This window comes from Dyella sp. Tek66A03, assembly GCF_052567735.1.
Genome location: NZ_CP199584.1, coordinates 4,697,410 through 4,720,497, shown reverse-complemented (window position 1 = coordinate 4,720,497; position 23,088 = coordinate 4,697,410). Strand labels below are relative to the sequence as shown.

Genomic DNA, 23,088 nt, shown 5'->3' with positions numbered 1-23,088 from the left:
GGGCTTAGAACTTGTAGCCGCGGTGGATCGCCACGATGCCGTTGGTGAGGTTGCGCACGTCCACGCGACCGAAGCCGGCGCGTTCCATCATGCTCTTGAGCGCTTCCTGGTCCGGGTGCTTGCGGATCGATTCGGCGAGGTATTGGTAGCTGTCGGCGTCGCCGGCAAACAGCTGGCCGAGCTTGGGCAGCACCTTGAACGAGTGGAAGTCGTAGAGCTTGCTGAAGAGTTCGCTCTGCACCCGCGAAAATTCCAGCATCAGGGCACGGCCACCCGGCTTGAGCACGCGGCAGATATCGGCCAGTGCCTTGTCCTTGTCGGTGACGTTGCGCAGGCCGAACGCCATGGTCACGGCGTCGAAGCTGTTGTCGGGGAACGGCAGCGCCTCGGCGTTGAGCTGGGCCCAGCGCAGGCCCGACACCATGCCGCGGTCGGTCATGCGGTCGCGACCGACGCCGAGCATGGCGGCGTTGATGTCGCCCACCACGATCTCGCCTTCCGCACCCACCACCGGGCGCAGCAGTGCGGCGATATCGCCGGTGCCGCCGGCCAGATCGAGCACGCGGTCACCGCGGCGTACGCCGCTCACGCTGACGAAATGGCGCTTCCACAGGCGGTGGACGCCGAACGACATCAGGTCGTTCATCAGGTCGTAGCTGCGCGCAACTGAAGTAAACACCTGGCCGACCAGCTTCTGCTTGTCGGCGACAGGCACGTCGCGGAAACCGAAATGGGTGGTGTTGGGGTGCTGATTGCTCATGGGGACATGGTAGCGGATCGCAGCTCCGAGCTCCTTCTCCCCGTTGGGGGAAAAGGTTGGGATGAGGGGCGGGTGCTCGCGGGAGAGCTTCAAAAGAGCCGGCCCTGAACTGGCCTTGCCGCAAGATTGGCCCCTCACCCCGGCCCTCTCCCCGGACGGGAGAGGGAGCAGTGCGGTGCTTTACAAGGCTTCCTTGCCAGCTTCCTTGTAAACCACGCCATCCTTCATCACAAAGTTGACCTTCTGCATCAGCGTGATGTCGTCCAGCGGATTACCCGGCACTGCGATGACGTCGGCCCGACGGCCCACGGCGATCTGGCCCAGTTCGTCCTGCTTGTGCAGCAGTTCGGCGGCGTGCGTGGTGGCGGCCTGCAGGACGAACATCGCCGGCATGCCGGCCTCCACCATGTACTGGAACTCCTTGGCGTTCTGGCCGTGCGGATAGACGGCGGCGTCGGTACCGAAGGCGATCTTCACGCCGGCCTTGTAGGCCTTGCCTGCGGTGGCCTGGATGAGCGGGCCGACCTGCCTGGCCTTGGCTGCGACTTGCGCCGGGTAATAGCCGGGCACGCTGGCTTTTTCCTGCACGTATTTGCCGGCGATGATGGTGGGCACGTACCAGGTGCCGTGTTCCTTCATCAGCTTCATGTCCTCGTCGTTCATGAAGGTGCCGTGCTCGATCGAGTCGACGCCGCCCAGTACGGCGCGGCGGATCGCTTCGGCGCCATGCGCGTGGGCGGCAACGGTGAAGCCGTAGTCGTGGGCGGCGGCGACCACGGCCTTGATCTCGTCGATGGTCATCTGCGCGTTGTCGACGCTGCTGCTTTCGTCGAGCACACCACCGGAGGGCATGATCTTGATGAGGTCGGCGCCGTCCTTGTAGTGCTGGCGCACCGCCTTGTAGGCGTCATCGGCGCTGTTGATGATGCCGTCCTTCGCGTCCGGGTTACCGGCCAGGGTCATGCGATAGCCGTCGGTGGGATCGGCATGGCCGCCCGTGGTGCCGATGGGCTTGCCGGCGGAGAAGATACGCGGGCCCGGCACGATGCCGGCGTTGATCGCGTTGCGCAGGGCAATCGATTCGTTGTCGCCGTCGCCAACATTGCGCACCGCGGTGAAGCCGGCCAGTAGCGTGCGGCGTGCGTAGACGGTGGAGCGGATCGCGAAGTCGGCGGTGTTCCAGCGGAACTGGTCGGTGTAGCCGGTGGGGCTGGTCTCGGACGTGAGATGCGTATGCGCGTCGATCAGGCCCGGCATGCAGGTGGAGTCAGCCAGGTTGACCAGGGCGTAGTTACCGCCTGCCGCGGCCGCGGCATCGCGATAGGGCTTGTCGTCGACGGCGCCGGCACGGATCTCCTTGACGCGGCCGCTGTCGATCACCAGCGTGGTTTCGCCCAGCAGTTTGCCGGCCACGGGATCGACCATGCGCGAGCAATGCAGCACGGTGACATCGTGGTTGGTATGGGCCGCGTCGGCCGCGATGGCGGTCGGCAACGAAAGGGCGGCGGCAATAGCTAAGGCGACTCGTGCGGTCATGGTGAAGCTCCCCGGGATGAAGCAGCCATCTTATGGGCTGCGTGACCGGCGCGGAGGCGTGACTTTCGTCACCCCTCCGCGAGGTTCCGGGGAGCCGGCATCAGTCCTTGCGCGGAGCGTCGTCGCTGGCGTCTTCCGTTACGGGCGTGACTTCTTCAGGCGCGTGCGCATGGTGTTCCGCCACCACGTGGCGTTCGTGCAGCGCTTCGCTGGAGGCGTCCACGGGGACCGGCTTGGCCGCTTCGGGCTTGGCGAGCTCGGTCGGCACATGCGCTTCCTTCTCTCCGTCGCCGCCCGGGGTGATCTTGAGAATGGAGTGGCGTACCTCACGGGCAAGGATCACGCGTGCATCGCGCACCATGTCTTCCAGGCCGCGGTCGTAGTCGAGCTTGCCGGCCTCGTCGGTCCACACGATGCGGCTCTCGCGCAGCTTGTGGATGAAGCCGCGAAACAGCGCCTTGTCGAAGAACTCCGGCGCCGACAACTCGTTGAGCAGGCTTAATCGTTGCGCGGTGAGTGCGCAGGCGTTTTCCAGCTCGGCGGCGCTGAGCGTGTGCGGACCGTTCTTCACCAATGCCGCGATGGTGATGTAGTAACGCTCGAACGCCTGGATCAGGCTGCGGGCAATGATCTTGAGCTGGTAAGCCGCATCGTCCTGGCCGGGGCCACGCTCCAGCACGCGGCCGTCGCCGGTAGCTTCGAGCAGGCCGCGGCGTACGAAGAAGTCGATGGTGGCCTGCAGCTGGGTGCAGAAGCCGTCGGCATCCCACGGCAGGAACAGCTCGCCCTGGATAAACGGGTAGATGATGCGGCCCAGGCGCAGCACCGAGGCGCGCGACATGCGACGGTTGTTGAGGAAACAGCAGGCCACCCAGGCGGCGGTGGCCGTGAGGTGCAGCACATTGTTGCGGAAGTAGCTGAGCAGCACCGCCTGCTCGCCCTCGGTCATCAGCACGTCGCCCAGCGGATGGCGCACGCGACGGATCCAGCCCATCTGCTCGCCATAGGCGATGATGCCCGGCGGGTCCATCGAGGTCAGGGTGACGCGATCCGAATACGGCAACTCTTCCAGCAGGGACTTCATCAGTTCCAGCTGCGCCAGCAGGTCGTTTTCTGCCATCGCGTGCTTGGGCGTGGCCAGGATCGCCAGCGCCAGCAGGTTGATCGGATTGACGTCGGCGGCACGATTGATATTGATCTGGATGCGGTCGGCGAGATCATCCACCACACGGCCCAGCCATTCGGGCTTGGCATCCGGATTGGCAGTGGCGACGCGCCAGTTCGCGCTGGCGGCATCGAGCAGGGGATTGAGCTCAATCGGCTCGCCGAAGTTCAGCGCCACATGACCATAGCGCTGGCGCAGCACCTTCAAGCCGCGCAGCAGGCCGAGCAGCGATTCCTTCTCTTTCGGCTTGCCGGACAGTTCGCCGGCGTAGCTCTTGCCCTCCATCAGCTTCTCGTAGCCGATGTATACCGGCTGGAATAGCACCGGGCGACGCGGCGCGCGCAGGAAGGCGCGCACAGTCATCGCCAGCATGCCGGCGCGCGGTGCCAGCAGGCGTCCGGTACGCGAGCGACCGCCCTCGATGAAGTACTCCATCGGGACGCCGCGATCGATCAGCTGCGCTACGTATTCGTTGAACACCACCGGGTACAGCGCGTTGCCCTTGAAGCTGCGGCGCAGGAAGAACGCACCACCGCGACGCAGGATCGGTCCGATCACCGGCAGGTTGAGGTTCACGCCGGCCGCGATATGCGGCACCACCACGCCGGAGACATGCAGCTGATAGGACATCAGCAGGTAGTCGGTGTGGCTGCGATGGCAGGGCACGTACACCACTTCATGGCCCGGCGCCGCGGCGCGCGCCTTTTCGAAGTGATGCATGGCGATGCCGTCGTACAGCTTGTTCCAGAAGTTGGAGAGCAGGAACGAGGCCGAACGCACCACCGGGTGCGAATAGTCGGCGGAGATCTCCATCACCATGTCGTGCGCTTTGCGCCAGGCCCTGGCCGGACTGATGCGTTCCTTCGCGGCGGTGGCGGCAATGGCTTCGCGCACGGGTTCGGCATTGAGCACGGCGTCGACCACGGTGCGCCGGTGCGACAGGTCGGGGCCGATCACCGCCGCACGAATGCGCCGGAAGTGGGTGCGCAGCACGCGGGCGATCTTGCGTGTAAGGCGTTCCGGCCGGATCTCGCCGGCCTCGGTCATCACGCTGCGTAGCGACACCGGCGTGGAGAAATGCACCACCGTGTCGCGGCCATTGAGCAGCAGGGCAAGCAGGCGACGGAAGCGACCCACCACCACCCAGTTTTCCGAGAACAGCACGCTGAACCAGCCCGACTCGCGGGTCGGAGCGCGGCCGACATAGATGGAGACGGGGACGATCTGGATATCGCGGTCCGGCTCGACTTCCAGCGAGCGCACCAGCTGGCCGAGCGGCTCGTTGGGCGAGCGCTTGCGGCTGCGGCCGAACAGCCAGCCGTCGCGGCGCGCCAGCGCAAAGACCGAGCGCCGACGGCGCGTGCCCGATAGCGGCTGCATCGGGCTGGGCAACCCGGCCTCGCGGCAGGCGCGTTCGAGGATCAAGCCGTCGGAGAAGCCATCGCGCTCGATCACATAGCAAATCGGCGCGCCGGCCTTGAGCAAGGCGGCCGGTTCGGCGGGATCGCGGCGGATGCGCACCCAGGGTTCAAGTAGTTGCCCCGCCAGGTTGAACCACCAGGGCGCGCGGCTACGGGCGGGAGTGTCCGTGGTCGACATATTCTGCATCCCCAGATTGTAACTGGTGCGTTGGCGAAACCGCTTCTTGAGGAAGGTCTGCACAAATCCTTGCTCGTCATCCCAGCGGCTCTCAACAGCCCTTCGGCTGTTGAGGGCCGCTGGGATGACGACTTTTTAGTGCTTGGTGCCTGCGGCGTTGCTGGCGGGCGGCTTGGTCGACGTCTGCAGCGGTGTCGCCGCGCTCGCGGGCGCCGCCGGTGCTTGCGCGCTGCTGGCCGGGGCGGGCGGTGCGACCAGCCGGTCATGCGCATCGCGCACATTCTGCAGCATGTCGTCGCTGTACCAGCGGCCGTCCTGTTCGATCAGGCTCGATTCGGTGGATAGCGGCTTGCCGAGCAGGGTGTAGTCGATGCGCACGCGCGCATGGCCGTTGCGGTTTTCCAGCGTCGTCACTCTGACCGAGTCCAGCGTGTCGTCAATCGACAGGCCATAGATGCTCAGCACCTGCTTGATGCCGAGAAAGCCGGTGCTGTACTTCTGCATCGCCGTGTCGAAATTCATCGAGCGCAGGGCCTCGGGCGTCTTCAGGTCAAGCTGGCGCGCGGTGGCCACGGCCACGGCAATGGCCTGCTTGGCCTTGGCCTGGTCGAACCACGGCACCTGCTGGGCCCATGGCGCCAGCACATTGATGACCTCGGTGGCCTGCTGCTTCTGCGGGTTGGTCAGCTCCTTGCTCTGGGCCACGCCGGTCGCGGCAATGGCCTGGCCGATGCCGATCATCACCGGCAGCTGGTCGTGATACTGCTGCTCCAGCTGGTTCAGCTTGGGCCGGGCCAGCGCGTAGAGCTTGTTCTCCGCACCCGGTTCGGTGAGCTGCTGCACGTTCTTGATGAAGTCGGCGCGATCCTCGGGGCTGATGGGTTGCTCATCCGGGCGAGGGCGCGCCCAGTCCGCTCGCAAGGTGTCGAAGTCGGCTGGCGGCAGCGCGTGCTTCCAGAAGTCGGCGAAGTCTCCGGCCTTGATCAGCGCCAGCGACTGCTGCACCGACGCTTCCGGCGTTTCGCCGCCGGCAGTCACGACCACCGGCGCACTTTTGTGCGAGGTCATGAACAAGGCCGCCGCTGAGGCCAGCAGGAGCAGGGCGCCGAGGGCGGCGGCGAAGTAAACGGATGAACGACGCATGGAGTCTCGCGATGATGGCGCCCGGTGGACCAGCGTACGGGGCGGTCGGCCGAGCGTAAGGGTGTCGGCTCCGGGTGAACAAGAGCCAGCAGGCGCAGGAGTGTCGGGGCGCCCAAAAAGAAAACCCCGCGGGCGTTGGGCCTCACGGGGTAATCCGGCAGAGCCGGAAGGGAAATGGCCTTGCCTGCGGAGTTTTCAAGGTCAGCAGGTGTCAGCGGGGGAGATCTTACTTCCCTCCTTAAGTTAAAGCAATACTTTAAGTTGCGCTATGTAACCTGCTGTTTCTAGTTACTTATTAATCGAGGCGCAGCGACTGATTTTCTGGCGACGACGCTCTTCGCGGGGCGCACTCCAGTCATTATTAAACAAAGCCGGCTCCCAAGAGCCATAGGTCGGATTGGGCAGGACGAACCAGCGCGTGCCGACCCAGCCCATGTAGGAGCTCATGGCCTTCTGGCGGCCTTCGGCATTATTTGCCAATACAGTCACAAAATCGCCGATCTGGTCGCCAAATTGCATCAATACGCGATATTTGCGGCTGACCAGCTGGCGCCGGCAGCCTTTCTCGGTGCCGACTTGCTCGCAGTCCTCCACGAAGGTGCCCAGGCCCAGGAACGCTTCCGGGCCGGATACCGGCAGGCCCGCCTTGCGCAGATTGGACAAGGTGGCCTGGTCCAGGTCCTTGGCGCGATTGGAGATGTAGATCACGGCGATGCCATGGCTGGCCGCGAAGCGGGTGAACTCGACCACGCCAGGCAGGGCGCGGGCGCGCTCTTCCTTGCACCAGGCGGCCCAGTCAGCCTCGTTGAATTCGCCGCCGCTCTTGATCAGACGCGCCTGGTAGGGCGAGTTGTCCAGCACGGTCTCGTCGATATCCAGCACCACGGCGGGATTGAGGCCCTTGACCGGCGCCAGGCGATCGTCCTTGGGCAGGGCGTCCCATTGCTTGTCGCTCAGCGCGGGCAGCAGGCGCGACTCGGCATCGCGATACGTCTGCAGGTAGATCAGGTCGTGCTCGATCGCGGTCTGGCTCCAGGCGACGGCATTGAGATTGTCGTCGGCGGGCGTCGCGGCGGTCGCGGCGGCCGTGGGCACAGTGGGGACAGATGGCGCCTTGGTGGGCGCGGCAGAACAAGCGGCGAGCAGGGCCAGGGCGGCAAGAGCCGTCGGCAGACGAACGGACATGAAGGATTCCCGTGGAGATTTGAGCGAGCAGGATTGAACAAGTTTACGACAGGGCGGTGTCGACCTCGGGGCGCGACCCCCCGTGACAGGCGACAGGAAGTCACAGCGAGTCTCGTGGGGCTGGCGGCTGCCTCGTGCTGCTGACAGACTCGGAGAATCCCCGCTGCTCGTATGAACTGCATGGAATCTGTTTCGACCGTCCAACGCCCATCGTCACTTGCGATAAGGGTGACCAGCTATGTGTTGGCCGGAGTGGCCTTGCTGCTGGTGCTGGGGCTACACCTGCTGCCGGCATTGTTTGCGGGACTGTTGGTTTACGAGCTCGTGCAATCGACGGCGCCGCTGCTGGGCAAGCGTGTGCCCAGCGACCGCGCGCGCGTGCTGGTGGTCGCCTTGCTGGGCACCATCGTGGTGGGACTGCTGGTGTTGTTGATCCTTAGCGCAGTGAGTTTCCTGCGCAATGAAATTGGCAATCCCGAAGTGATGTGGCAGCAACAGCTGATGCCGCTGGTGGAGAAGGCGCGCCAGCAGCTGCCCGCCTCGGTAGTGGGCTGGCTGCCCGACAGCGTGGACGACCTGCGCGTGATGGCGATGGAGCTGACCCGCAAGCATTCGGTGAGCCTGCAAACCATCGGCAAGGGGGCTGCGCGGGTGTTCGTGCATATCCTGATCGGCATGGTGCTGGGCGCCGTCGTCGCGCTGAGTCGGGCACGTCCGGCGCATCAGGTCGGTCCGCTGGCGGCGGCACTGGGCCTACGTTGTCAGCGTCTGGCCGAAGCGTTCCACAACATCGTGTTCGCGCAATTCAAGATCTCGTTGCTCAATACGGTCTTCACCGCGATCTTTCTGCTGGGTGTCCTGCCACTGATGGACATCCATGTTCCGCTGGCCAAGACCCTCGTCATCGTCACCTTTATCGTTGGCCTGTTGCCGGTGATCGGCAACCTGATCTCCAACACCGCCATCACCATCGCCGGCCTGTCGTTGTCGCTGGGCGTGGGCATCGCCGCGCTTGGCTTCCTGGTGCTGATCCACAAGCTCGAGTACTTCCTCAACGCACGCATCGTCGGCGGCCAGATACGCGCACGCGCCTGGGAACTGCTGGTGGCCATGTTGATCATGGAGGCCGCCTTCGGCCTACCCGGGCTGATTGCCGGGCCGATCTACTATGCGTATCTGAAGAGTGAGCTGGAAGCGGAGCGGATGATCTGAGTGCCGTTGGCGCGCACGCCGTCAGCGTGTCGCATCGGCCGTGATGTCGCGCAAGGCGCTCAGCAACGAATCGTCCTGCAAGGGTTCGCCCCATTGGTTGCCGTGCAGCAAGTCATCCAGCGGCAGTCGTGCGCGCCAGCCGGCGGTTTCCAGTTCAGGGCGTGGAAGAAACTCGCTGACGTAGCCCAGGCAGAGGTAGGCCAGCGGAACCACGTGGGTCGGCAGACCCAGAACCCCGGCCAGTTCCGCCGCGTCGACGATGCTGACCCAGCCCACGCCGATGCCTTCCGCGCGGGCGGCAAGCCAGAGATTCTGGACGGCCAGGCAGGTGCTGAACAGGTCGGCATCCAGCATGGTGTTGCGGCCCAGTACATGCGGACCGCCGCGGGTGCGGTCGCAGGTGATGCATAGGTTGATCGGGCTCTCGACGATGCCCTCGAGCTTGAGCCGGCGGTACAGCGCGGCGCGGTCAGCTTCGTAGTTACCGGCGGCGTCGGCGTTGGCACGGTCGTACAGCGCCTTCACCGCCTGCTTGGTTTGCGGCCGATCGATCACGATGAAATCCCAGGGCTGCATGAAACCGACCGAGGGTGCGTGATGCGCAGCGAGTAGCAGGCGCGCGAGCACGTCCGGCGCGATGGGATCAGGCAAGAACTGCGAGCGCACATCCCGACGTTCGTGGATGGCGCGATAAAGCCCCTCGCGTTGCGCATCGGGAAACGCGTGATCGCTCATGTCAGTGATCAGCCGCCGGCCAGCATCGCGGCGATCTTCGCCATATGCGATTCGGCTGTTTCGCGCACCACTTCCTTGTCCGCTTCCGGATCCTTGCCTTGCCAGTGCAGATCGTCCTGCGGCAACTCATGCAGGAAGCGGCTGGGCTGGTTGCTGTGCACTTCGCCGTAGCGCTTGGTCTTGGATGACCACGACAGCGTCAGCATTTCCTTGGCGCGGGTAATGCCCACGTACATCAGGCGCCGCTCTTCATCGATGCGGCCTTCGTCGATCGCGCCGTCGTGGGGCAGGGTGCCGTCCTCGCAGCCGACGATAAAGACAAAACGGAACTCCAGGCCCTTGGCTGCGTGCAACGTCATCATGCGCACGGCATTGCCGGGTTCATCACGGTCGGCATGACTGAGCAGCGCCAGCTGCGCAGCAAGATCGCCGGCGGTGTTGTTGCCTCGCTGCATGGCGCGAAACCAGTCCGCCAATTCACGCAGGTTGCCAAGGCGGCGTTCGCGCAAGGCGGCGTCGGTGGTGCTGGCGGCGATCTGTTCGGCGTAGCCGGTGCGCTTGAGCACCGTTTCCACCAGGTCGGCGGCGCTTTCGTGCAGCGAGGCGCTGCGCAGCTCATCCATCAGCGTAGTGAAGGACGCCAGCGCGGCGGCGGGGCGCGGCGTCAACTGGCGCAAGACGGCGTCGCTGCGCGCAGCTTCCAGCAAGGGCGCATGGCGCGTCTGCGCGATCTGGCCCAGCTTCTCCAGCGTGGTCGAGCCGATCTCGCGCTTGGGTACGTTCACCACACGCAGGAAGGCTGCGTCGTCGCTGGGATTGGTCAGCAGGCGCAGATAGCAGAGCAGGTCCTTCACTTCGGCGCGGTCGAGAAAGCTCAGGGCGCCGGTGAGGTGGTAGGGCACGCGTGCCAGCCGCAGCGCCTTTTCCAGCGGCCGCGCCTGAAAATTGCCGCGATACAGGATGGCGATATCGTGCCAGCGTGCCTTGTGCTTCTCCGCCAGGGTGGCGGCAATGGCAGCGACGCGCTCGGCTTCGTTCTCGTTGTCCTTGCACTCCAGTACGCGGATCTGTGCGCCTTCCGGATGCTCGCTCCACAGTTTCTTTTCGTGCAGATGCGGGTTGTGGGCGATCAGCTTGTTGGCAGCGCGCAGGATGCGCTTGCCGCAGCGATAGTTCTGCTCGAGCTTGATCACGCGCAGCGTCGGCCAATCCCGGCCGAGCTGATCGATATTCTCGGGATTAGCGCCACGCCAGGCGTAGATCGACTGATCGTCGTCGCCCACGCAGGTGATGCCACCGCGATCGCCAGTCAAGGCCTTGAGCAGCCGGTACTGGGCGTCGTTGGTGTCCTGGTATTCGTCCACCAGCAAATAGCGCAGGCGTTCGCGCCAGGCATTGCGGCATTCCATGTCGCTTTCCAGGATGCGCAGTGGCAGGCGAATCAGGTCGTCGAAATCCACCGCATTGAAGGCGGCAAGACGCTGCTGGTACATCTCGTAGATGGTGGCGGCATCCAGCTCACGGGGACTGCGCGCCGCGGCTAAGGCTTCTTCCGGCGACAGCCCGCTGTTCTTGGCGCGGCTGACCAGGTTGCGGATGCCGAACAGCACATCCGACTTCACCCCCTTGGGCGACAGTTCCTTGATGATGCCTTCGCTGTCATCGGCGTCCAGCACCGAAAAGCCACGGCGCAGGCCGGCGCGCTCATGCTCGATCTGCAGGAATTTCAAGCCCAGGGCGTGGAAGGTACATACGGTGAGTGCCGCCGCATCCTCAGTAGTGATCAGCTTCGCCACGCGCTCGCGCATCTCCTTCGCCGCCTTATTGGTAAAGGTGATGGCGGCGATCTTGGACGGCGACAGTTTCTTGCGGGTGATCAGATACGCGATCTTCTGCGTGATCACGCTGGTCTTGCCCGAGCCTGCGCCGGCCAATACCAGCAGCGGGCCGTCGCAATGTTCGACGGCGGCCAATTGTTGGGGATTGAGCATGGTCAGCGCGGTATCTTGAGCGGCGCACGATGGTAGCAGAGGCGGGTCGCGCCGTTCGGTCCGTATAGCCAGCCGGGCGGGTCGGCGTCTCCGGCGTCGTCGCTCCTGTGGCATACGCCGCGTGCCGCCGCATAATGGGGCCCTGGCTGGGCGCTGGAGGGTGGCATGGCGGACGGGGAGCGCATCCCGACACAGCAGTGCGACGTCGTCGTGATCGGCGGGGGACCTGCCGGCAGTACGGCCGCGGCCTTGCTGGCGCGACGCGGCTATCACGTGGTGGTACTGGAGAAAGACCGGCACCCGCGCTTCCATATCGGTGAGTCGCTGCTGCCGATGAACCTGCCGATTTTCGAGCGTCTCGGCGTACTGGAGAAAGTGCGCGACCTGGGCGTGTACAAGGCCGGCGCCGACTTCGAGGCGGACAATGAGCGCGGCTACAACACGTTTGCCTTCGCCCGGGCCATTGGCCACAGTCCGCCGCATGCGTACCAGGTATGGCGGCAGGATTTCGACGCCATGCTTTTCCAGCATGCGCGCCAAGCGGGCGCAGATGCGCGCGAGGGGCATGAAGTACGCGAAGTGACGCATGTAGGCCCGCGCGAGTCGATCTTGCGTGTTGCCACGAAAGCGGGCGAGGAATACCAGCTGCAAGCGCGCTATGTGGTTGACGCCAGTGGCCGCGACGCCTTGCTCGCCAGCCGCGGAAAATTCAGGCTCAAGAACCCCGAACACCAGAGTGCGGCGATCTTCGGCCACTACCGGGGCGCGCAGACGCGGCCCGGCGAGGATGCGGGCAATATCAGCATCTATCGCTTCGCGCATGGCTGGATGTGGATGATCCCGCTGCCGGACGGCGTGATGAGCGTGGGCGCCGTATGTCGGCCCGATTATCTCAAGCAGCGTCGCGGTCGCACGGTGGACTTCCTGCGCGAGACCTTGAAACAGAATGCGGCCTTGTGGGAGCGCGTCGAGCAGGCCGAATTGATCGGCAACGAGGTTCGCGTGACCGGCAACTATTCCTATGAATCCCAGCGGATGGGCGGGCCCGGCTGGGTGCTGGTGGGCGACGCGTTCGCCTTCCTCGATCCCGTTTTCTCCTCGGGCGTGTATCTGGCCATGAGCGGAGCCGAGCAGGCGGCCGAGGTCGTCGATCGCGCGTTGCGCGAACCAGCCACGGAAGCCGCTCTTCAGCGGCGGCTGGAGCGGCGCCAGCGGCGAGGCATGCGCCGCTTCGGATTCTTTATCTATCGCTTCAATGGGCCGGTGATGCAGCAGCTGTTTCGCTCGCCGCGAAATACGTTCCAGATCGAGCAGGGCGTGGTTTCCATGCTGGCCGGCGACGTCTTCGATTCGTTCAAGGTGTGGACGCGTATCCTCGCTTTCCGGCTGGTCTATGACGTGCTGGCGCTGTGCCATTGGCGGCGCTGGAGCGACGAGCGCAAGTACCGGCTGGCGCAGGCTCGCACACGCTTTACGGGAGGCACCACCCCGCTGGACAAGGAGTGAAGCAGGTTTGCCCGCTAAGGCAGCCGGCAAACGGGTAACATCAGCGCCCCGCAACAGGAACGATCATGGCAAAGCTCTACTTCTATTACTCGGCAATGAACGCTGGCAAGACCACGACATTGCTGCAGAGCGCCTACAACTATCGCGAGCGCGGCATGCGCACGCTCATACTCACGCCCGCGCTGGACAATCGTTTTGGCGAGGGTGTAGTGGCCTCGCGCATTGGCCTGAAGGCGGAGGCGCGCCGGTTCGGCGCAGAAGAAGATCTCCTCGCCATGGTGCAGGCCGATATTGCTGCGTGCGGGCCGCTGCATTGCGTGTTCGTCGATGAGGCGCAGTTTCTCAGCAAGACCCAGGTGTGGCAGATCAGCGATGTGGTCGACCGGCTGAACATCCCCGTGCTGGCCTATGGCCTGCGCACCGATTTCAGGGGCGAACTGTTCGAGGGCAGTCGCTACTTATTGGCCTGGGCCGACAACCTCGAAGAGATCAAGACCATCTGCCACACCGGTCGCAAGGCCACCATGGTGGTGCGCGTCGATGAACAGGGTCGCGCCGTGACCGAGGGTCCGCAGGTTGAGATTGGCGGCAACGACCGCTATGTCTCGGTGAGTCGTGCCGAGTTCAAGAACATCACCGAGGGACACGGCCGGATCGAGCTGCAGCAGTCGGTGCTGCCGTTAGGGACGCCCTGATCGATGCAACGAGGGTGGCATGATGTCCAGAAAGTTCGCAGGGTGTGGGGCGTGGCGCAGCGCAGGCTGGCCGCCTGGGCAAGCCGCGCACCACGGCCTGCGGGCTTTCTGGACATCACCCGAAGGGCCGGTTCTGTCTGCCCGCAGCTCCGCGCCGCGCCGTCTCGACAGGCAGCCTGCCTTCGCCGACGCAGCACGCATCTGCGGGCAGACAGAGCCGGTGACACCCTCGTCGCATCGATCAGGGCGTCCCTAAGAAGGGCACTGAGCCCACTAGACCACTCTAAGGAACAGGTATGTCCAAGATCACCATCCCCGCCTGGCAGCGTCCGCATTGGCAGCCGAGCAGTGAGGAAGCCCTGCTGCAGTTTTACGTGTTCGGCAAGTTTGAGCCCGTGCGCGCACCTTCCATCGACTACGGCAGCGAAGGCCTGCCCGAGGGCATGGAACTGACCAGCCACCACCACAACGCACTGCGTCAGTGGGAGGGCTATCCGCTCAAGGGCGGTATGGGCCGCATGTTCAAGGACGATGCGCCGGAAGCGTACAAGCTGGCCCTGGATTCACCTGAAGTCCTGGTAGTACGCGGTCGCCTCCCGGATAGCTCGGACACCGGCTACCTGCGCGACACGCTGGGCGTGCTGGCGGCGCTGCTCGACGTGGGCGGCAAGGCCATACTCGATCCGCAGACGCTGAGCCTGTTCGACGCCGATGGCTGGCGCCGGCAGTTCCTGATCCGCGATGGCGCACCGATCCGTAATCACCTGCTTATTCTGCGCGATCCCGAAGAGGCATCTGGACGCTACTGGGTGCATACGCGCGGCATGCGCAAGTTTGGACGGCCGGACATTAGCGTCCGCAACGTGCCGGAAGCCGACAGTGATCGCGCTGGGCTGCTGTGCGAGCGATTGGTGGAATTGGAAGCACTCGGCGCGCACTTCGCCGATGGCCAGAAGCTTGAGGCCGAAGGCCTGGGCGGCGAACTGGTCGCCCAGCTGGGCGGTGGCATGGAGGATCCGGAGTTCAACAATACGTTCGTGGAGTTTCGCTGGCCAGATTAATCGTGGCGGCTCTTGGCTCCTTCTCCCCTTTTGGGAGAAGGAGCTTGGAGCTACCGCTGGCACTTCGGACACCAAAACGTCGAACGCTGCCCCAGCACTACCTGCCGAATCGGCGTGCCACACGCCCGACACGGCTCACCCTCGCGACCATAGGCCTGCAGCTCGCGGAAGAAATAACCGGGCGCCCCATCCGGATTGAGAAAGTCGCGCAACGTCGTGCCGCCGCGTTCGATCGCCCAGGCCAGGATGCGCTTCACCTCCGCCGCCAATCGCGCATAACGCACACGCGACACGTTGCCCGCGGGCTTGCGTGGATCAATGCCTGCCGCAAACAGCGCCTCGCTGGCGTAGATATTGCCCACGCCAACCACGATGGCGTTGTCCATCAGGAACAGTTTCACCGCAGCCTTGCGTCCACGCGACAGATGCCACAGCAGGTCGCCATCGAAATCATCGGTCAGCGGCTCCGGCCCGAGCGATGCGAGTAGCTCGTGCGTGTCACCGGGTGCTTGCCACAGCACGCAACCGAAGCGCCGCGCGTCGGTGAAACGCAGGATGCGAGGCCCCTCGGTCGCGGTCGGCTCCAGCGCGATGTCGACGTGATCGTGCTTACCGACCAGCGCATCGGGCGGCAACACGCGCAGCACACCGGTCATGCCCAGATGCACCAGCACGCTGCCGGCTTGCGTATGCAGCAGCAAATACTTCGCGCGCCGCTCGACGGCATCGATGCGCTGGCCCGGCAGCACTTCGCTGATCTCCGCAGGAATCGGCCAACGCAGATCCGGGCGACGCAGGGTCACCCCGGTAACGCGTCGACCGACAACATGCGGCTCGATACCACGACGGGTAGTTTCGACTTCGGGCAATTCAGGCACGACTTACAACTCGGCACGGTGGATGTATATGTCTGTAGGAGCGCACCCTGTGCGCGACAAACCGGCAGGATTGCCGGTTTGCACATCGTAAGCTGCCCGCAGGGCGAGGGCCAGGGATGGCCCGAGTGACAAACCGGCAGGATTGCCGGTTTGCACATCGTAAGCTGCCCGCAGGGCGAGGGCCAGGGATGGCCCGAGTGAAAAGCCTACGAAGCGGTAACGCCGTGATCGCCCCCAGGGTGCGCTCCTAGAGGCGTGCGGTTAGCTCCAGTCGGCGTGGAAGCTGCCGGGTTTGTCGACGCGCTCGAAGGTATGTGCGCCAAAGTAGTCGCGCTGCGCCTGCAACAGATTGGCGGGCAGATGTTCGGCGCGATAGCCGTCGTAATAGGCAATCGCCGAGGCAAAGCACGGCACCGGCACGCCGGCACGTACGGCGGTAGCCACCACTTCGCGCAGTGCGTCCTGATACTGCGCGGCGATATCGCGAAAATACGGATCGAGCAGCAGATTGTTCAGTTGGGCGTCGCGCTCATAGGCGTCGGTGATCTTCTGCAGGAAGCGCGCGCGAATGATGCAGCCGGCGCGGAAGATGCGCGCGATAGTGCCGTACGGCAGCTGCCACTGGTATTCGTCCGAGGCGGCGCGAAGCTGGGCGAAGCCCTGGGCATAGGACACGATCTTGCTGAAGTACAGCGCACGGCGCACGGCTTCGATAAAGGCGGCGCGGTCGGCGGTGAATCCCGGCGCCTTGGGGCCGGCTAGCACCTTGCTGGCGACAACGCGCTCCTCCTTGATGGCCGACAGCAAGCGTGCAAACACCGACTCGGTAATCAACGGCAGCGGCACGCCCAGGTCAAGCGCGCTCTGGCTGGTCCATTTGCCGGTGCCCTTCTGCGCGGCACGGTCGAGGATCATGTCGACCAGTGCGTTACCGGTCTCGCTGTCTTTCTTGGTGAAGATGTCCGCGGTGATCGCGATCAGGTAGCTGTCCAGCTCGCCCTTGTTCCATTCAGCATAGACGGCGGCGAGTTCGTCATTGGAAAGGCCCAGCACGTTGCGCAGCACCGCGTAACTTTCGGAGATCAACTGCATATCGCCGTATTCGATGCCGTTGTGTACCATCTTCACGTAATGGCCAGCGCCATTCGGGCCCATATAGGCCACGCAGGGTTCGCCATCGGGCGCGCGCGCCGCGATCTCGGTAAGAATCGGCGCGACCAGGTCGTAAGCGTCACGCGGCCCGCCCGGCATGATCGAAGGACCATGCAGTGCACCTTCCTCGCCACCGGAAACGCCGGTACCGATGAAGTGCAGGCCCGCCGCGCTCAACTCGCGTTCGCGCCGGATGGTGTCCTGGAAGAAAGTGTTGCCGCCGTCGATCACGATGTCGCCCTTGTCCAGCAGGGGCTTCAGTTCGGCAAGCGTGGCATCGGTGGGTTCGCCGGCCTTCACCATCAGCAGCATGCGTCGCGGCTTTTCCAGCGAATCGACGAATTCGCGCAGCGTGTAGGTGGGTACGAGGCGGCGGTCCGGATGCTCGGCGACGACCTCGTCGGTCTTCTCGCGACTGCGGTTGTAAATGGATACCGCGTGGCCGCGACTCTCGATATTGAGAGCCAGGTTGCGACCCATCACTGCCATGCCGATCACGCCGATCGCCTGCTGACTCATACCGCTGCTCCTGTCGAGGAATGGCCTAGATATGGGGAGGGGAGTGCTAGGTGCAAGTGGGCTTGCCACCCGTCATCCTCGCAAAGGCCGGGATGACCCAAAAAAACGGTCTACTGCAGCTGCCTAACCTCGCCGGTGACAGGCCGGGGCATGTAGCGTACGGAAATAAGCGCTACGCGGTCACCCACGCGCACATAGCGCTGCGGGCCGGTGACCGACATTTCGCCGAATTCCAGCCGCTGACCGTCCAGGCTCAGCACCGCCAGCGGCGGGGAAAGACCAATCTTGGCGGGCACGAAATCATTGGCCGGACGCCAGCTGAGCACGGCGGCTGCCGCTGTATCAACCATCTCGCCAAGGCGCCCATCGTCGGCGCGCACCGGCGTGCCGTCGGTGCGCCACCAATGGCCGTCATGCCGGGAGTAGCGTTCAGTGGCGCCTTGGCCCAGCCTGAGTTCCACCTGCGTGACGGATGCGGGCGAGAGATCCAGTAAGCTGCCAGGGTCCTGCGCGCGATCGCGCTGCCATTGCCAGCCAGCCAGCGCGACCAGCCCAACGGCACCACCGATCATCCACAAGCATTGGCGCACGGCTCGCTTCATGCGCGACGACGGCGCCAGGTGATCCAGCCACCGATGCCCAGCAGCAACAGCGGCAGCACGACCAGGAAGCCCAGGGTCACGCCGCTCAGCTGCGCCTGCGAGATTTGCAGCACGCGGTCCGGCGCACCACGCGGTGGCAGGTTGACCAAGGCATCGTCGCCGAGCAGCCAGTCGAAGATGCGTTCGCCCAGCGCACGATTGCCGCCATTGCCGAGGAAGGTGTTGGAGAGGAAGTCGCCATCGCCGATCACGACGACGCGTTGTTCTTTCTTATCCGGGCTCGGCGACAGCCGGGTCATCGCGAAGGCGAAGTCCAGCGGGCCTTTCAGCTCGCCCAGGTTGGCGTCGTACTGGACCGTGGAGTCTTGCGCATTGTCGATGGGTTTGAACTCGGTCCAGCTCTGCGCGCTCGAGTGCAGAAACGGCATCACGGTCCAGTCGCTGCGTGCGGTCACTGCCAGCGCGGAGACCTGCGGGAACAAGGTGGTCAGCGTGAGGCCGCGCGTGATGGGGTTCACCGGGTAGCTACCCAGCGCGAGCATGCGCGGGTCTTTCAGGCCCAGCGCCGCACCCTGGCCATCGACGATAACGCCGGGCAGCACCCGCACACTCAGCGCATCGGCCAACACTTGCAGATGCAGGTCATCATTGCTCGGTTCGGTCAGCCACAACAGGTTGCCGCCATTGGCAACGTAGTCGGTCAGGGCCTTCAAGGCACCGTCGGGCAAGGCCAGCTCCGGGCTCGCCAGCACCACCAGGTCGGTGTGTTGCGGCACTGCGGCTACCTGCGAGAAGTTCAGCGGCACGGCGCGCATGCCGCGGCCTTCCAGCTGCGCCACGAAGGTGCCGAGGTCCGCATTGCCCTTGCCGTCGGGGCGACGCTCGCCGTCGCCGGAAACGAAGGCCACGATGCGCTCGCCACCGCGTGCGAGGCGTTCAAGCGCATTGGTGAGGCTGCGTTCGGACAGCTCGTCCAGGCGCTGCTCGCGGCCCTGGTAGTGAATGATCAAGGCGCCGTCGACGGTAATGCCCAGCTCGCGCATGGCCGCCGGATCCTGTTGCGGATCGACGAAGCGCAGCGACAGGTCGCTCTTCACGCGCTGGTAGCGCTGCACGAAGTTGCTGACGGTGTTGCGCAGATCGCCTTGCGGCCCGGCGTAGCTGACGATCTCGACGGGACCGCTTAGCGTGGCCAAGACGGCACGTGTTTCGGGGGACAGACTGGCGCGGCCACCGTAGCTCCAGTCGGCGACATGGTCATAGCGCGCGGCGAGATAACCCAGCGCGCCGGCGCCCACCAGTAGCGCCAAGGCGAACAGCCAGCCGTTCAGATGTCGAAACAGACGCGTCATCAGCCGCGCTCCCGCTCGGAGCTCAGGCGTTGCGTGGCAAGCGCCAGCGCGACCGCGATCACCAGCACAAACCACATGACGTCGGCGCTGGAAACCAGCCCTCGCAACAGCGATTCGAGATGGGCGCTCAGCGACAGCGCATTGAAAAAACCATTACTGACGCCGGCCATCTGCGCACCCAGGTTCACGCCAGCGAGGGCCAGTCCCAGCATCAGGCTGGTGGCGGCCGCCATCGCGGGAAGCGCAGTGAAGGCTGAGCAGGCCACGCCAATGGCGGCGAGCGCGGCCAGCATCAGCAACAGCCCCAGCGATGCGGACGCCAGCTTGCCCCAGTCCAGGGTGACGCCATGCGCGAGACTCAAGGGCATGGCCAGCGCCAGCACCAGCCAGATCACCAGCCACAGCATCAGCGCCAGGTACTTGCCCAGCACGATATGCGAGGAGGGCAGGCCGGTGGCGAACCACAGCGGCAAGGTGCCGTTGCTGCGTTCGCCGGCCAGGGTCGACATGGCCAGCAGCGGCACGATCACCAGCGCCAGCTCGGCGACGCCAAACGGCAGGATGCCACCGGTGAGGATGCTGCTCAGCATCGGTACCCCGACCAGGTCGGTGTAACCGGGGCCGCCGGGCAGCGCCGCCAGCTTGATCTGGCTGGCCAGGAAGCCACCCAGCAGCAGCACGAAGCGCCAGGCGAGCTGGGCCAAGGTCAGTGCGGCGAGCACCCAGGCCAGCGGGCGGACAAACAAGCGGCGAAGTTCCAGTCGCGTTACCGCGAACACACCCGTCCAAGGCAGGCTCATGCCGCGTGCATCCGGTCGCCGTTCCCATTTCCGCGCATGGCGATATCGAAGAAGGTCTGTTCCAGCATTCGGTGGTCGCCGTCTGTGATCGGGCCGTCATAGCGCAACTGGCCTTCGTGCAGGATCGCCACGCGATCGCAGGCCGCCGTCACTTCGGCCAGCAGGTGCGTGGAGAGAATGATGGCGGTGCCGGCCGCCGCCTGTTCGCGGATCACGCCGCGCAGCGCGGCGACCTGGACCGGATCGAGCGCGTTGGCCGGTTCGTCCAGCACCAGCAGGGAGGGTTCGTGCAGCAGCGCGCAGGCCAGCCCAAGCCGTTGGCGTTGACCCTGAGACAATACGCCCGCCAGTCGGCGGCCTAGCGAGCCGAGGTCGAGGCGCTCGATGATCTTCTTGGCGGCCTGTGCCAAAGCCACGCCATGCAGGCCACGCAAGCGCCCATACGCGTCCAGATGTTCACTGATGGTCAGTTCTGGCCACAAAGGGGCACGTTCCGGCAGCCAGCCAATGGCCCGGCGAGCCAGTTCGGGGTGCTCGATAAAGTCCATGCCATTCAGCTTGATGCAGCCTTTATCGGGTACCAGTGCCCCTGCCACCATGGCCAAGGTGGTCGACTTGCCCGCCCCGTTGACCCCCAGCAAACCCAGTACCTGTCCGGCGTCCAGCTGCAGGCTGAGATCCGTCACGGCAGCTCGTCCGGCCCGGTGGCGGGTGATGTGATCCAGTTGCAATACGGCGGTAGGCGCGGTCATTGCATGATTGTCACGGGGCCCCCACTTATAGACAACTGGGTGAGGGCCCTAATGCGTGGCACAGCACATTAACTTTGTTGCACGAAAGAGGTGCGACAATATTTTGCGCTGTCCATGCTGGCGGGTACGGAAACCCCTCGCTTAGACTGATATTTCATACACCTGGGTGCTTCCCATGCTCGACGCGGTCCTCAATTTCTTGTCCAACGGCATCACGCATGCCGGCTGGCTCAGCATGACGATCTACATGCTGATCATGACCCAGCTCACCATTTTCACGGTGACGCTGTACCTGCACCGCTGCCAGACGCATCGCGGTGTGGACCTGCACCCGGTGGTGGCGCATTTCTTCCGTTTCTGGGGCTGGCTCACCACGGGCATGGTCACCAAGGAGTGGGTGGCGGTGCATCGCAAGCACCACGCCAAGGTCGAGACCGAGGAAGATCCGCATAGCCCGCAGATCTACGGCATCAAGAAGGTGTTCTGGGACGGCGTCTCGCTGTACCGCGACGCCAGCGAAGTGAAGGAAGACCTCGAGAAGTACGGCCGCGGTACGCCGGACGACTGGATCGAGCGCAATCTCTACGGCGCCCATCCGTACTGGGGCCCGACCCTGATGCTGATCATCAGCTTCGCCCTCTTCGGCGTGCTCGGTGCGGCGCTGTGGGCTGTGCAGATGATCTGGATCCCGTTCTGGGCCGCCGGCTTCGTCAATGGCATCGGCCACTGGTGGGGCTACCGCAATTTCGAAAGCGCGGATACCGCGAGAAACCTGATCCCCTGGGCTTTTTGGATCGGCGGCGAAGAGCTGCACAACAATCACCACGCCTTCCCCAGTTCGGCGAAGTTCGCCCTGCGCAAGTGGGAGTTCGATATTGGTTGGGCTGCCATCTGCGCTTTGCGTGCCGTGGGCCTGGCCAAGGTGCTGCGTGTGGCGCCGTCGCTGGATATCCGCCCCAACGTGCACCTGCCGGATGCCGAGACGCTGAAGGGCGTGCTCACCCATCGCTTCGCGGCGATGACCGATTACTACCGCAACGTGATCATGCCGACCATGCGTGACGAAGCGCAGCATGCAGGCGACAGCATCAAGTCGATGCCGCGTCGCATGCGTCTCGCGCTGGCCGACGGTGGTCGCTGGCTGGACAATGAAGGTCGTGACCGCATGCAGGCCGTGCTGGCCAAGCGTCCGACGCTCAGCACCGTGTGTGATTTCCGTGCGCGCTTGGCGGCCCTGATGGAGCAGCGCGGTGCCGACCAGGCACTGAAGGGCCTGCAGCAGTGGATCGCCGAAGCAGAGCAGAGCGGCATTCGTGCCTTGCAGGAGTTCGCTGCTCGACTGAAGAGCTACTCGGTCGCCAACGCCTGATTGGTATTGTCACCGAAGTGATGAAAAGCCCGCCGCAAGGCGGGCTTTTTCTTTGGGCAGTGCCGAATTTGAATCGCGCCCCTTGTTCCTGCCCTCTGGCGTAGGTCGAGATCCAGTGACTGTATGGCTCGGTTGTCGTGTGGGCGTGCCTGCTTGTTTTGAATAGGCAGGTTGGCCGAGAGTTCGGCCAGAGCGGTCATGCCATCGGATGATCTGCTTCGCGGCTGTAGAAGAGGTTGCGGCCAATGGCACGTGCGGCTTGCAGACGGGGTCTAGGGTCCAGGGTTTCCGAGTCGAGCAGGAGTTCGGATGTCACCACTTGGGCACCGCAGTAGTTGAAGATGCCATGGTTCAGTTCAGGCAGCAAAAAGAGACAGATTCACCCGACACGGTCTGGCGAATTGGCTTGATCAGAAGAATGACTTCAACCCGACACCATGATGTCCCTCGGGCGCTTCAGATGATGGCCTGCAAACCTTTGTCTGCGAGGATGTTCAGCAGCTTGAGCGCAGGCCCCGCGGGGTGGGTATCGCCTTGCTCCCACTTGCGCACCGTCGATGCCGACGTGTGCAGGTGCAGGGCGAACACCGGCTGGCTGAACTTCAGTTGCTCGCGCAGCCGCTTAATGTCGATGGCGCTGAACGCTCGCACTGGCGGTGGGCAGATCACATCGAACTCGCGCATCGTCACCTTGCCGATCGCGCCAGCGTCCTGCAGCGCGGCGAGATCGCCACGCAGGGATTCAATGAGCTTGCTCGTCACAACACACCTCCAATAGAACACCAATCTCCAGTGCCTTCACCAAAGCCTCAGCCGATAGTTCCAGAAACACCTTGCCGGCGAACTGCAACGCCTTCCTCTCGTCCTGCGTAATGTTCGCCTTGTCGCTCTTGGGGAACCCATGCAGGAACACATAGCGGCTTCCGATGCGCGCCGACAGCAGCGTCCGATAGCCGCCGCTCTTGCCACCGCCAAGGCGGGCCACCCGCTTCTTGTAGAGGAGGCTACCCAGATCCGCATCGACCAGGCCGGCTTCCATTTCGTGAACCGCCTTGCACAAAGCGGCATCGGGTAGC

General features: G+C 64.4%; 20 protein-coding genes. 5 read left to right on the top strand and 15 right to left on the bottom strand.

Annotated features, from left to right (window positions below):
- Positions 1 to 4 precede the first annotated feature (4 nt).
- The 5 genes from ubiE to ACT01B_RS20905 all read right to left on the bottom strand — a co-directional run bounded on the left by ubiE (position 5) and on the right by ACT01B_RS20905 (position 7,388).
- Positions 5 to 760 carry a bifunctional demethylmenaquinone methyltransferase/2-methoxy-6-polyprenyl-1,4-benzoquinol methylase UbiE gene (gene ubiE / locus ACT01B_RS20925; RefSeq protein WP_445145126.1) on the bottom strand — a complete coding sequence of 252 codons (756 nt, stop codon included), beginning with the start codon at positions 758 to 760 and terminating at the stop codon, positions 5 to 7.
- A 180-nt stretch (positions 761 to 940) separates the two neighbouring features.
- Positions 941 to 2,296, bottom strand: a complete 1,356-nt coding sequence (locus ACT01B_RS20920) for a metal-dependent hydrolase family protein (protein WP_445145125.1) — start codon at positions 2,294 to 2,296, stop codon at positions 941 to 943.
- 100 nt (positions 2,297 to 2,396) lie between these two features.
- On the bottom strand, positions 2,397 to 5,069 hold the full coding sequence (plsB, locus tag ACT01B_RS20915) for a glycerol-3-phosphate 1-O-acyltransferase PlsB (RefSeq protein ID WP_445145124.1): 2,673 nt from the start codon (positions 5,067 to 5,069) through the stop codon (positions 2,397 to 2,399).
- A gap of 126 nt (positions 5,070 to 5,195) precedes the next feature.
- Entirely contained in the window at positions 5,196 to 6,203 is a 1,008-nt protein-coding gene (locus tag ACT01B_RS20910) for a hypothetical protein (protein WP_445145123.1), read from the bottom strand.
- Between the two features lie 288 nt (positions 6,204 to 6,491).
- Positions 6,492 to 7,388 carry a 5'-nucleotidase, lipoprotein e(P4) family gene (locus ACT01B_RS20905; RefSeq protein WP_445145122.1) on the bottom strand — a complete coding sequence of 299 codons (897 nt, stop codon included), beginning with the start codon at positions 7,386 to 7,388 and terminating at the stop codon, positions 6,492 to 6,494.
- A gap of 180 nt (positions 7,389 to 7,568) precedes the next feature.
- Here ACT01B_RS20905 and ACT01B_RS20900 point away from each other — a divergent pair, with 180 nt between their 5' ends.
- Positions 7,569 to 8,600, top strand: coding sequence for an AI-2E family transporter (locus tag ACT01B_RS20900; RefSeq protein ID WP_445145121.1), 1,032 nt, complete (start codon positions 7,569 to 7,571; stop codon positions 8,598 to 8,600).
- A 21-nt stretch (positions 8,601 to 8,621) separates the two neighbouring features.
- On the opposite strand, the gene bluB is transcribed toward ACT01B_RS20900, so the two are convergent.
- Positions 8,622 to 9,335: a 5,6-dimethylbenzimidazole synthase gene (gene bluB, locus ACT01B_RS20895; protein ID WP_445145120.1), complete on the bottom strand. Its 714-nt coding sequence runs from the start codon at positions 9,333 to 9,335 to the stop codon at positions 8,622 to 8,624.
- 8 nt (positions 9,336 to 9,343) lie between these two features.
- A complete protein-coding gene (locus tag ACT01B_RS20890; protein ID WP_445145119.1) occupies positions 9,344 to 11,326 on the bottom strand; it encodes a UvrD-helicase domain-containing protein in 1,983 nt (660 codons plus the stop codon).
- 165 nt (positions 11,327 to 11,491) lie between these two features.
- Here ACT01B_RS20890 and ACT01B_RS20885 point away from each other — a divergent pair, with 165 nt between their 5' ends.
- The 3 genes from ACT01B_RS20885 to ACT01B_RS20875 all read left to right on the top strand — a co-directional run bounded on the left by ACT01B_RS20885 (position 11,492) and on the right by ACT01B_RS20875 (position 14,588).
- Positions 11,492 to 12,832 (top strand): NAD(P)/FAD-dependent oxidoreductase, encoded by a 1,341-nt coding sequence (locus ACT01B_RS20885; RefSeq protein WP_445145118.1) that lies wholly within the window; start codon positions 11,492 to 11,494, stop codon positions 12,830 to 12,832.
- A gap of 65 nt (positions 12,833 to 12,897) precedes the next feature.
- Positions 12,898 to 13,527, top strand: coding sequence for a thymidine kinase (locus ACT01B_RS20880; RefSeq protein ID WP_445145117.1), 630 nt, complete (start codon positions 12,898 to 12,900; stop codon positions 13,525 to 13,527).
- Positions 13,528 to 13,823: 296 nt separating this feature from the next.
- On the top strand, positions 13,824 to 14,588 hold the full coding sequence (locus ACT01B_RS20875; protein ID WP_445145116.1) for a hypothetical protein: 765 nt from the start codon (positions 13,824 to 13,826) through the stop codon (positions 14,586 to 14,588).
- A 50-nt stretch (positions 14,589 to 14,638) separates the two neighbouring features.
- Here ACT01B_RS20875 and mutM read toward each other — a convergent pair whose 3' ends face one another.
- From mutM to ACT01B_RS20845, 6 genes are all read right to left on the bottom strand, one after another.
- Positions 14,639 to 15,466 carry a bifunctional DNA-formamidopyrimidine glycosylase/DNA-(apurinic or apyrimidinic site) lyase gene (gene mutM / locus ACT01B_RS20870; RefSeq protein ID WP_445145115.1) on the bottom strand — a complete coding sequence of 276 codons (828 nt, stop codon included), beginning with the start codon at positions 15,464 to 15,466 and terminating at the stop codon, positions 14,639 to 14,641.
- Positions 15,467 to 15,727: 261 nt separating this feature from the next.
- Entirely contained in the window at positions 15,728 to 17,137 is a 1,410-nt protein-coding gene (gene gndA / locus ACT01B_RS20865) for an NADP-dependent phosphogluconate dehydrogenase (RefSeq protein WP_445145114.1), read from the bottom strand.
- 110 nt (positions 17,138 to 17,247) lie between these two features.
- Complete coding sequence (locus tag ACT01B_RS20860; protein WP_445145113.1) at positions 17,248 to 17,739, bottom strand: hypothetical protein; 492 nt, start codon at positions 17,737 to 17,739, stop codon at positions 17,248 to 17,250.
- Positions 17,736 to 19,091: a GldG family protein gene (locus tag ACT01B_RS20855; RefSeq protein WP_445145112.1), complete on the bottom strand. Its 1,356-nt coding sequence runs from the start codon at positions 19,089 to 19,091 to the stop codon at positions 17,736 to 17,738. The genes ACT01B_RS20860 and ACT01B_RS20855 overlap by 4 nt, the downstream gene beginning before the upstream one ends.
- On the bottom strand, positions 19,091 to 19,891 hold the full coding sequence (locus tag ACT01B_RS20850) for an ABC transporter permease (RefSeq protein ID WP_445145111.1): 801 nt from the start codon (positions 19,889 to 19,891) through the stop codon (positions 19,091 to 19,093). The genes ACT01B_RS20855 and ACT01B_RS20850 overlap by 1 nt, the downstream gene beginning before the upstream one ends.
- On the bottom strand, positions 19,888 to 20,643 hold the full coding sequence (locus ACT01B_RS20845; protein WP_445145110.1) for an ABC transporter ATP-binding protein: 756 nt from the start codon (positions 20,641 to 20,643) through the stop codon (positions 19,888 to 19,890). The genes ACT01B_RS20850 and ACT01B_RS20845 overlap by 4 nt, the downstream gene beginning before the upstream one ends.
- 175 nt (positions 20,644 to 20,818) lie before the next feature.
- On the opposite strand from ACT01B_RS20845, the gene ACT01B_RS20840 reads away from it, so the two are divergent.
- A complete protein-coding gene (locus tag ACT01B_RS20840) occupies positions 20,819 to 22,012 on the top strand; it encodes a DesA family fatty acid desaturase (RefSeq protein ID WP_445145109.1) in 1,194 nt (397 codons plus the stop codon).
- 456 nt (positions 22,013 to 22,468) lie between these two features.
- Here ACT01B_RS20840 and ACT01B_RS20835 read toward each other — a convergent pair whose 3' ends face one another.
- Positions 22,469 to 22,774, bottom strand: coding sequence for a helix-turn-helix domain-containing protein (locus ACT01B_RS20835; protein ID WP_445145108.1), 306 nt, complete (start codon positions 22,772 to 22,774; stop codon positions 22,469 to 22,471).
- The gene (locus tag ACT01B_RS20830; protein ID WP_445145107.1) at positions 22,755 to 23,051 is read right to left on the bottom strand and encodes a type II toxin-antitoxin system RelE/ParE family toxin; all 297 of its coding nucleotides are present in this window, start codon (positions 23,049 to 23,051) and stop codon (positions 22,755 to 22,757) included. Before ACT01B_RS20830 ends, ACT01B_RS20835 begins: the two co-directional genes overlap by 20 nt.
- Positions 23,052 to 23,088: the final 37 nt, after the last annotated feature.

Bases quoted from the DNA above. Each gene is read 5' to 3' on its own strand.
- ACT01B_RS20905 (WP_445145122.1), bottom strand. From the start codon at position 7,388: ATGTCCGTTCGTCTGCCGACGGCTCTTGCCGCCCTGGCCCTGCTCGCC.
- ACT01B_RS20850 (WP_445145111.1), bottom strand. From the start codon at position 19,891: ATGAGCCTGCCTTGGACGGGTGTGTTCGCGGTAACGCGACTGGAACTT.
- ACT01B_RS20920 (WP_445145125.1), bottom strand. From the start codon at position 2,296: ATGACCGCACGAGTCGCCTTAGCTATTGCCGCCGCCCTTTCGTTGCCG.
- plsB (WP_445145124.1), bottom strand. From the start codon at position 5,069: ATGCAGAATATGTCGACCACGGACACTCCCGCCCGTAGCCGCGCGCCC.
- ACT01B_RS20830 (WP_445145107.1), bottom strand. From the start codon at position 23,051: ATGGAAGCCGGCCTGGTCGATGCGGATCTGGGTAGCCTCCTCTACAAG.
- ACT01B_RS20880 (WP_445145117.1), top strand. From the start codon at position 12,898: ATGGCAAAGCTCTACTTCTATTACTCGGCAATGAACGCTGGCAAGACC.
- ACT01B_RS20860 (WP_445145113.1), bottom strand. From the start codon at position 17,739: ATGAAGCGAGCCGTGCGCCAATGCTTGTGGATGATCGGTGGTGCCGTT.
- ubiE (WP_445145126.1), bottom strand. From the start codon at position 760: ATGAGCAATCAGCACCCCAACACCACCCATTTCGGTTTCCGCGACGTG.
- gndA (WP_445145114.1), bottom strand. From the start codon at position 17,137: ATGAGTCAGCAGGCGATCGGCGTGATCGGCATGGCAGTGATGGGTCGC.
- ACT01B_RS20840 (WP_445145109.1), top strand. From the start codon at position 20,819: ATGCTCGACGCGGTCCTCAATTTCTTGTCCAACGGCATCACGCATGCC.
- ACT01B_RS20875 (WP_445145116.1), top strand. From the start codon at position 13,824: ATGTCCAAGATCACCATCCCCGCCTGGCAGCGTCCGCATTGGCAGCCG.
- ACT01B_RS20845 (WP_445145110.1), bottom strand. From the start codon at position 20,643: ATGACCGCGCCTACCGCCGTATTGCAACTGGATCACATCACCCGCCAC.
- ACT01B_RS20890 (WP_445145119.1), bottom strand. From the start codon at position 11,326: ATGCTCAATCCCCAACAATTGGCCGCCGTCGAACATTGCGACGGCCCG.
- ACT01B_RS20910 (WP_445145123.1), bottom strand. From the start codon at position 6,203: ATGCGTCGTTCATCCGTTTACTTCGCCGCCGCCCTCGGCGCCCTGCTC.
- ACT01B_RS20855 (WP_445145112.1), bottom strand. From the start codon at position 19,091: ATGACGCGTCTGTTTCGACATCTGAACGGCTGGCTGTTCGCCTTGGCG.
- ACT01B_RS20885 (WP_445145118.1), top strand. From the start codon at position 11,492: ATGGCGGACGGGGAGCGCATCCCGACACAGCAGTGCGACGTCGTCGTG.
- ACT01B_RS20900 (WP_445145121.1), top strand. From the start codon at position 7,569: ATGGAATCTGTTTCGACCGTCCAACGCCCATCGTCACTTGCGATAAGG.
- bluB (WP_445145120.1), bottom strand. From the start codon at position 9,335: ATGAGCGATCACGCGTTTCCCGATGCGCAACGCGAGGGGCTTTATCGC.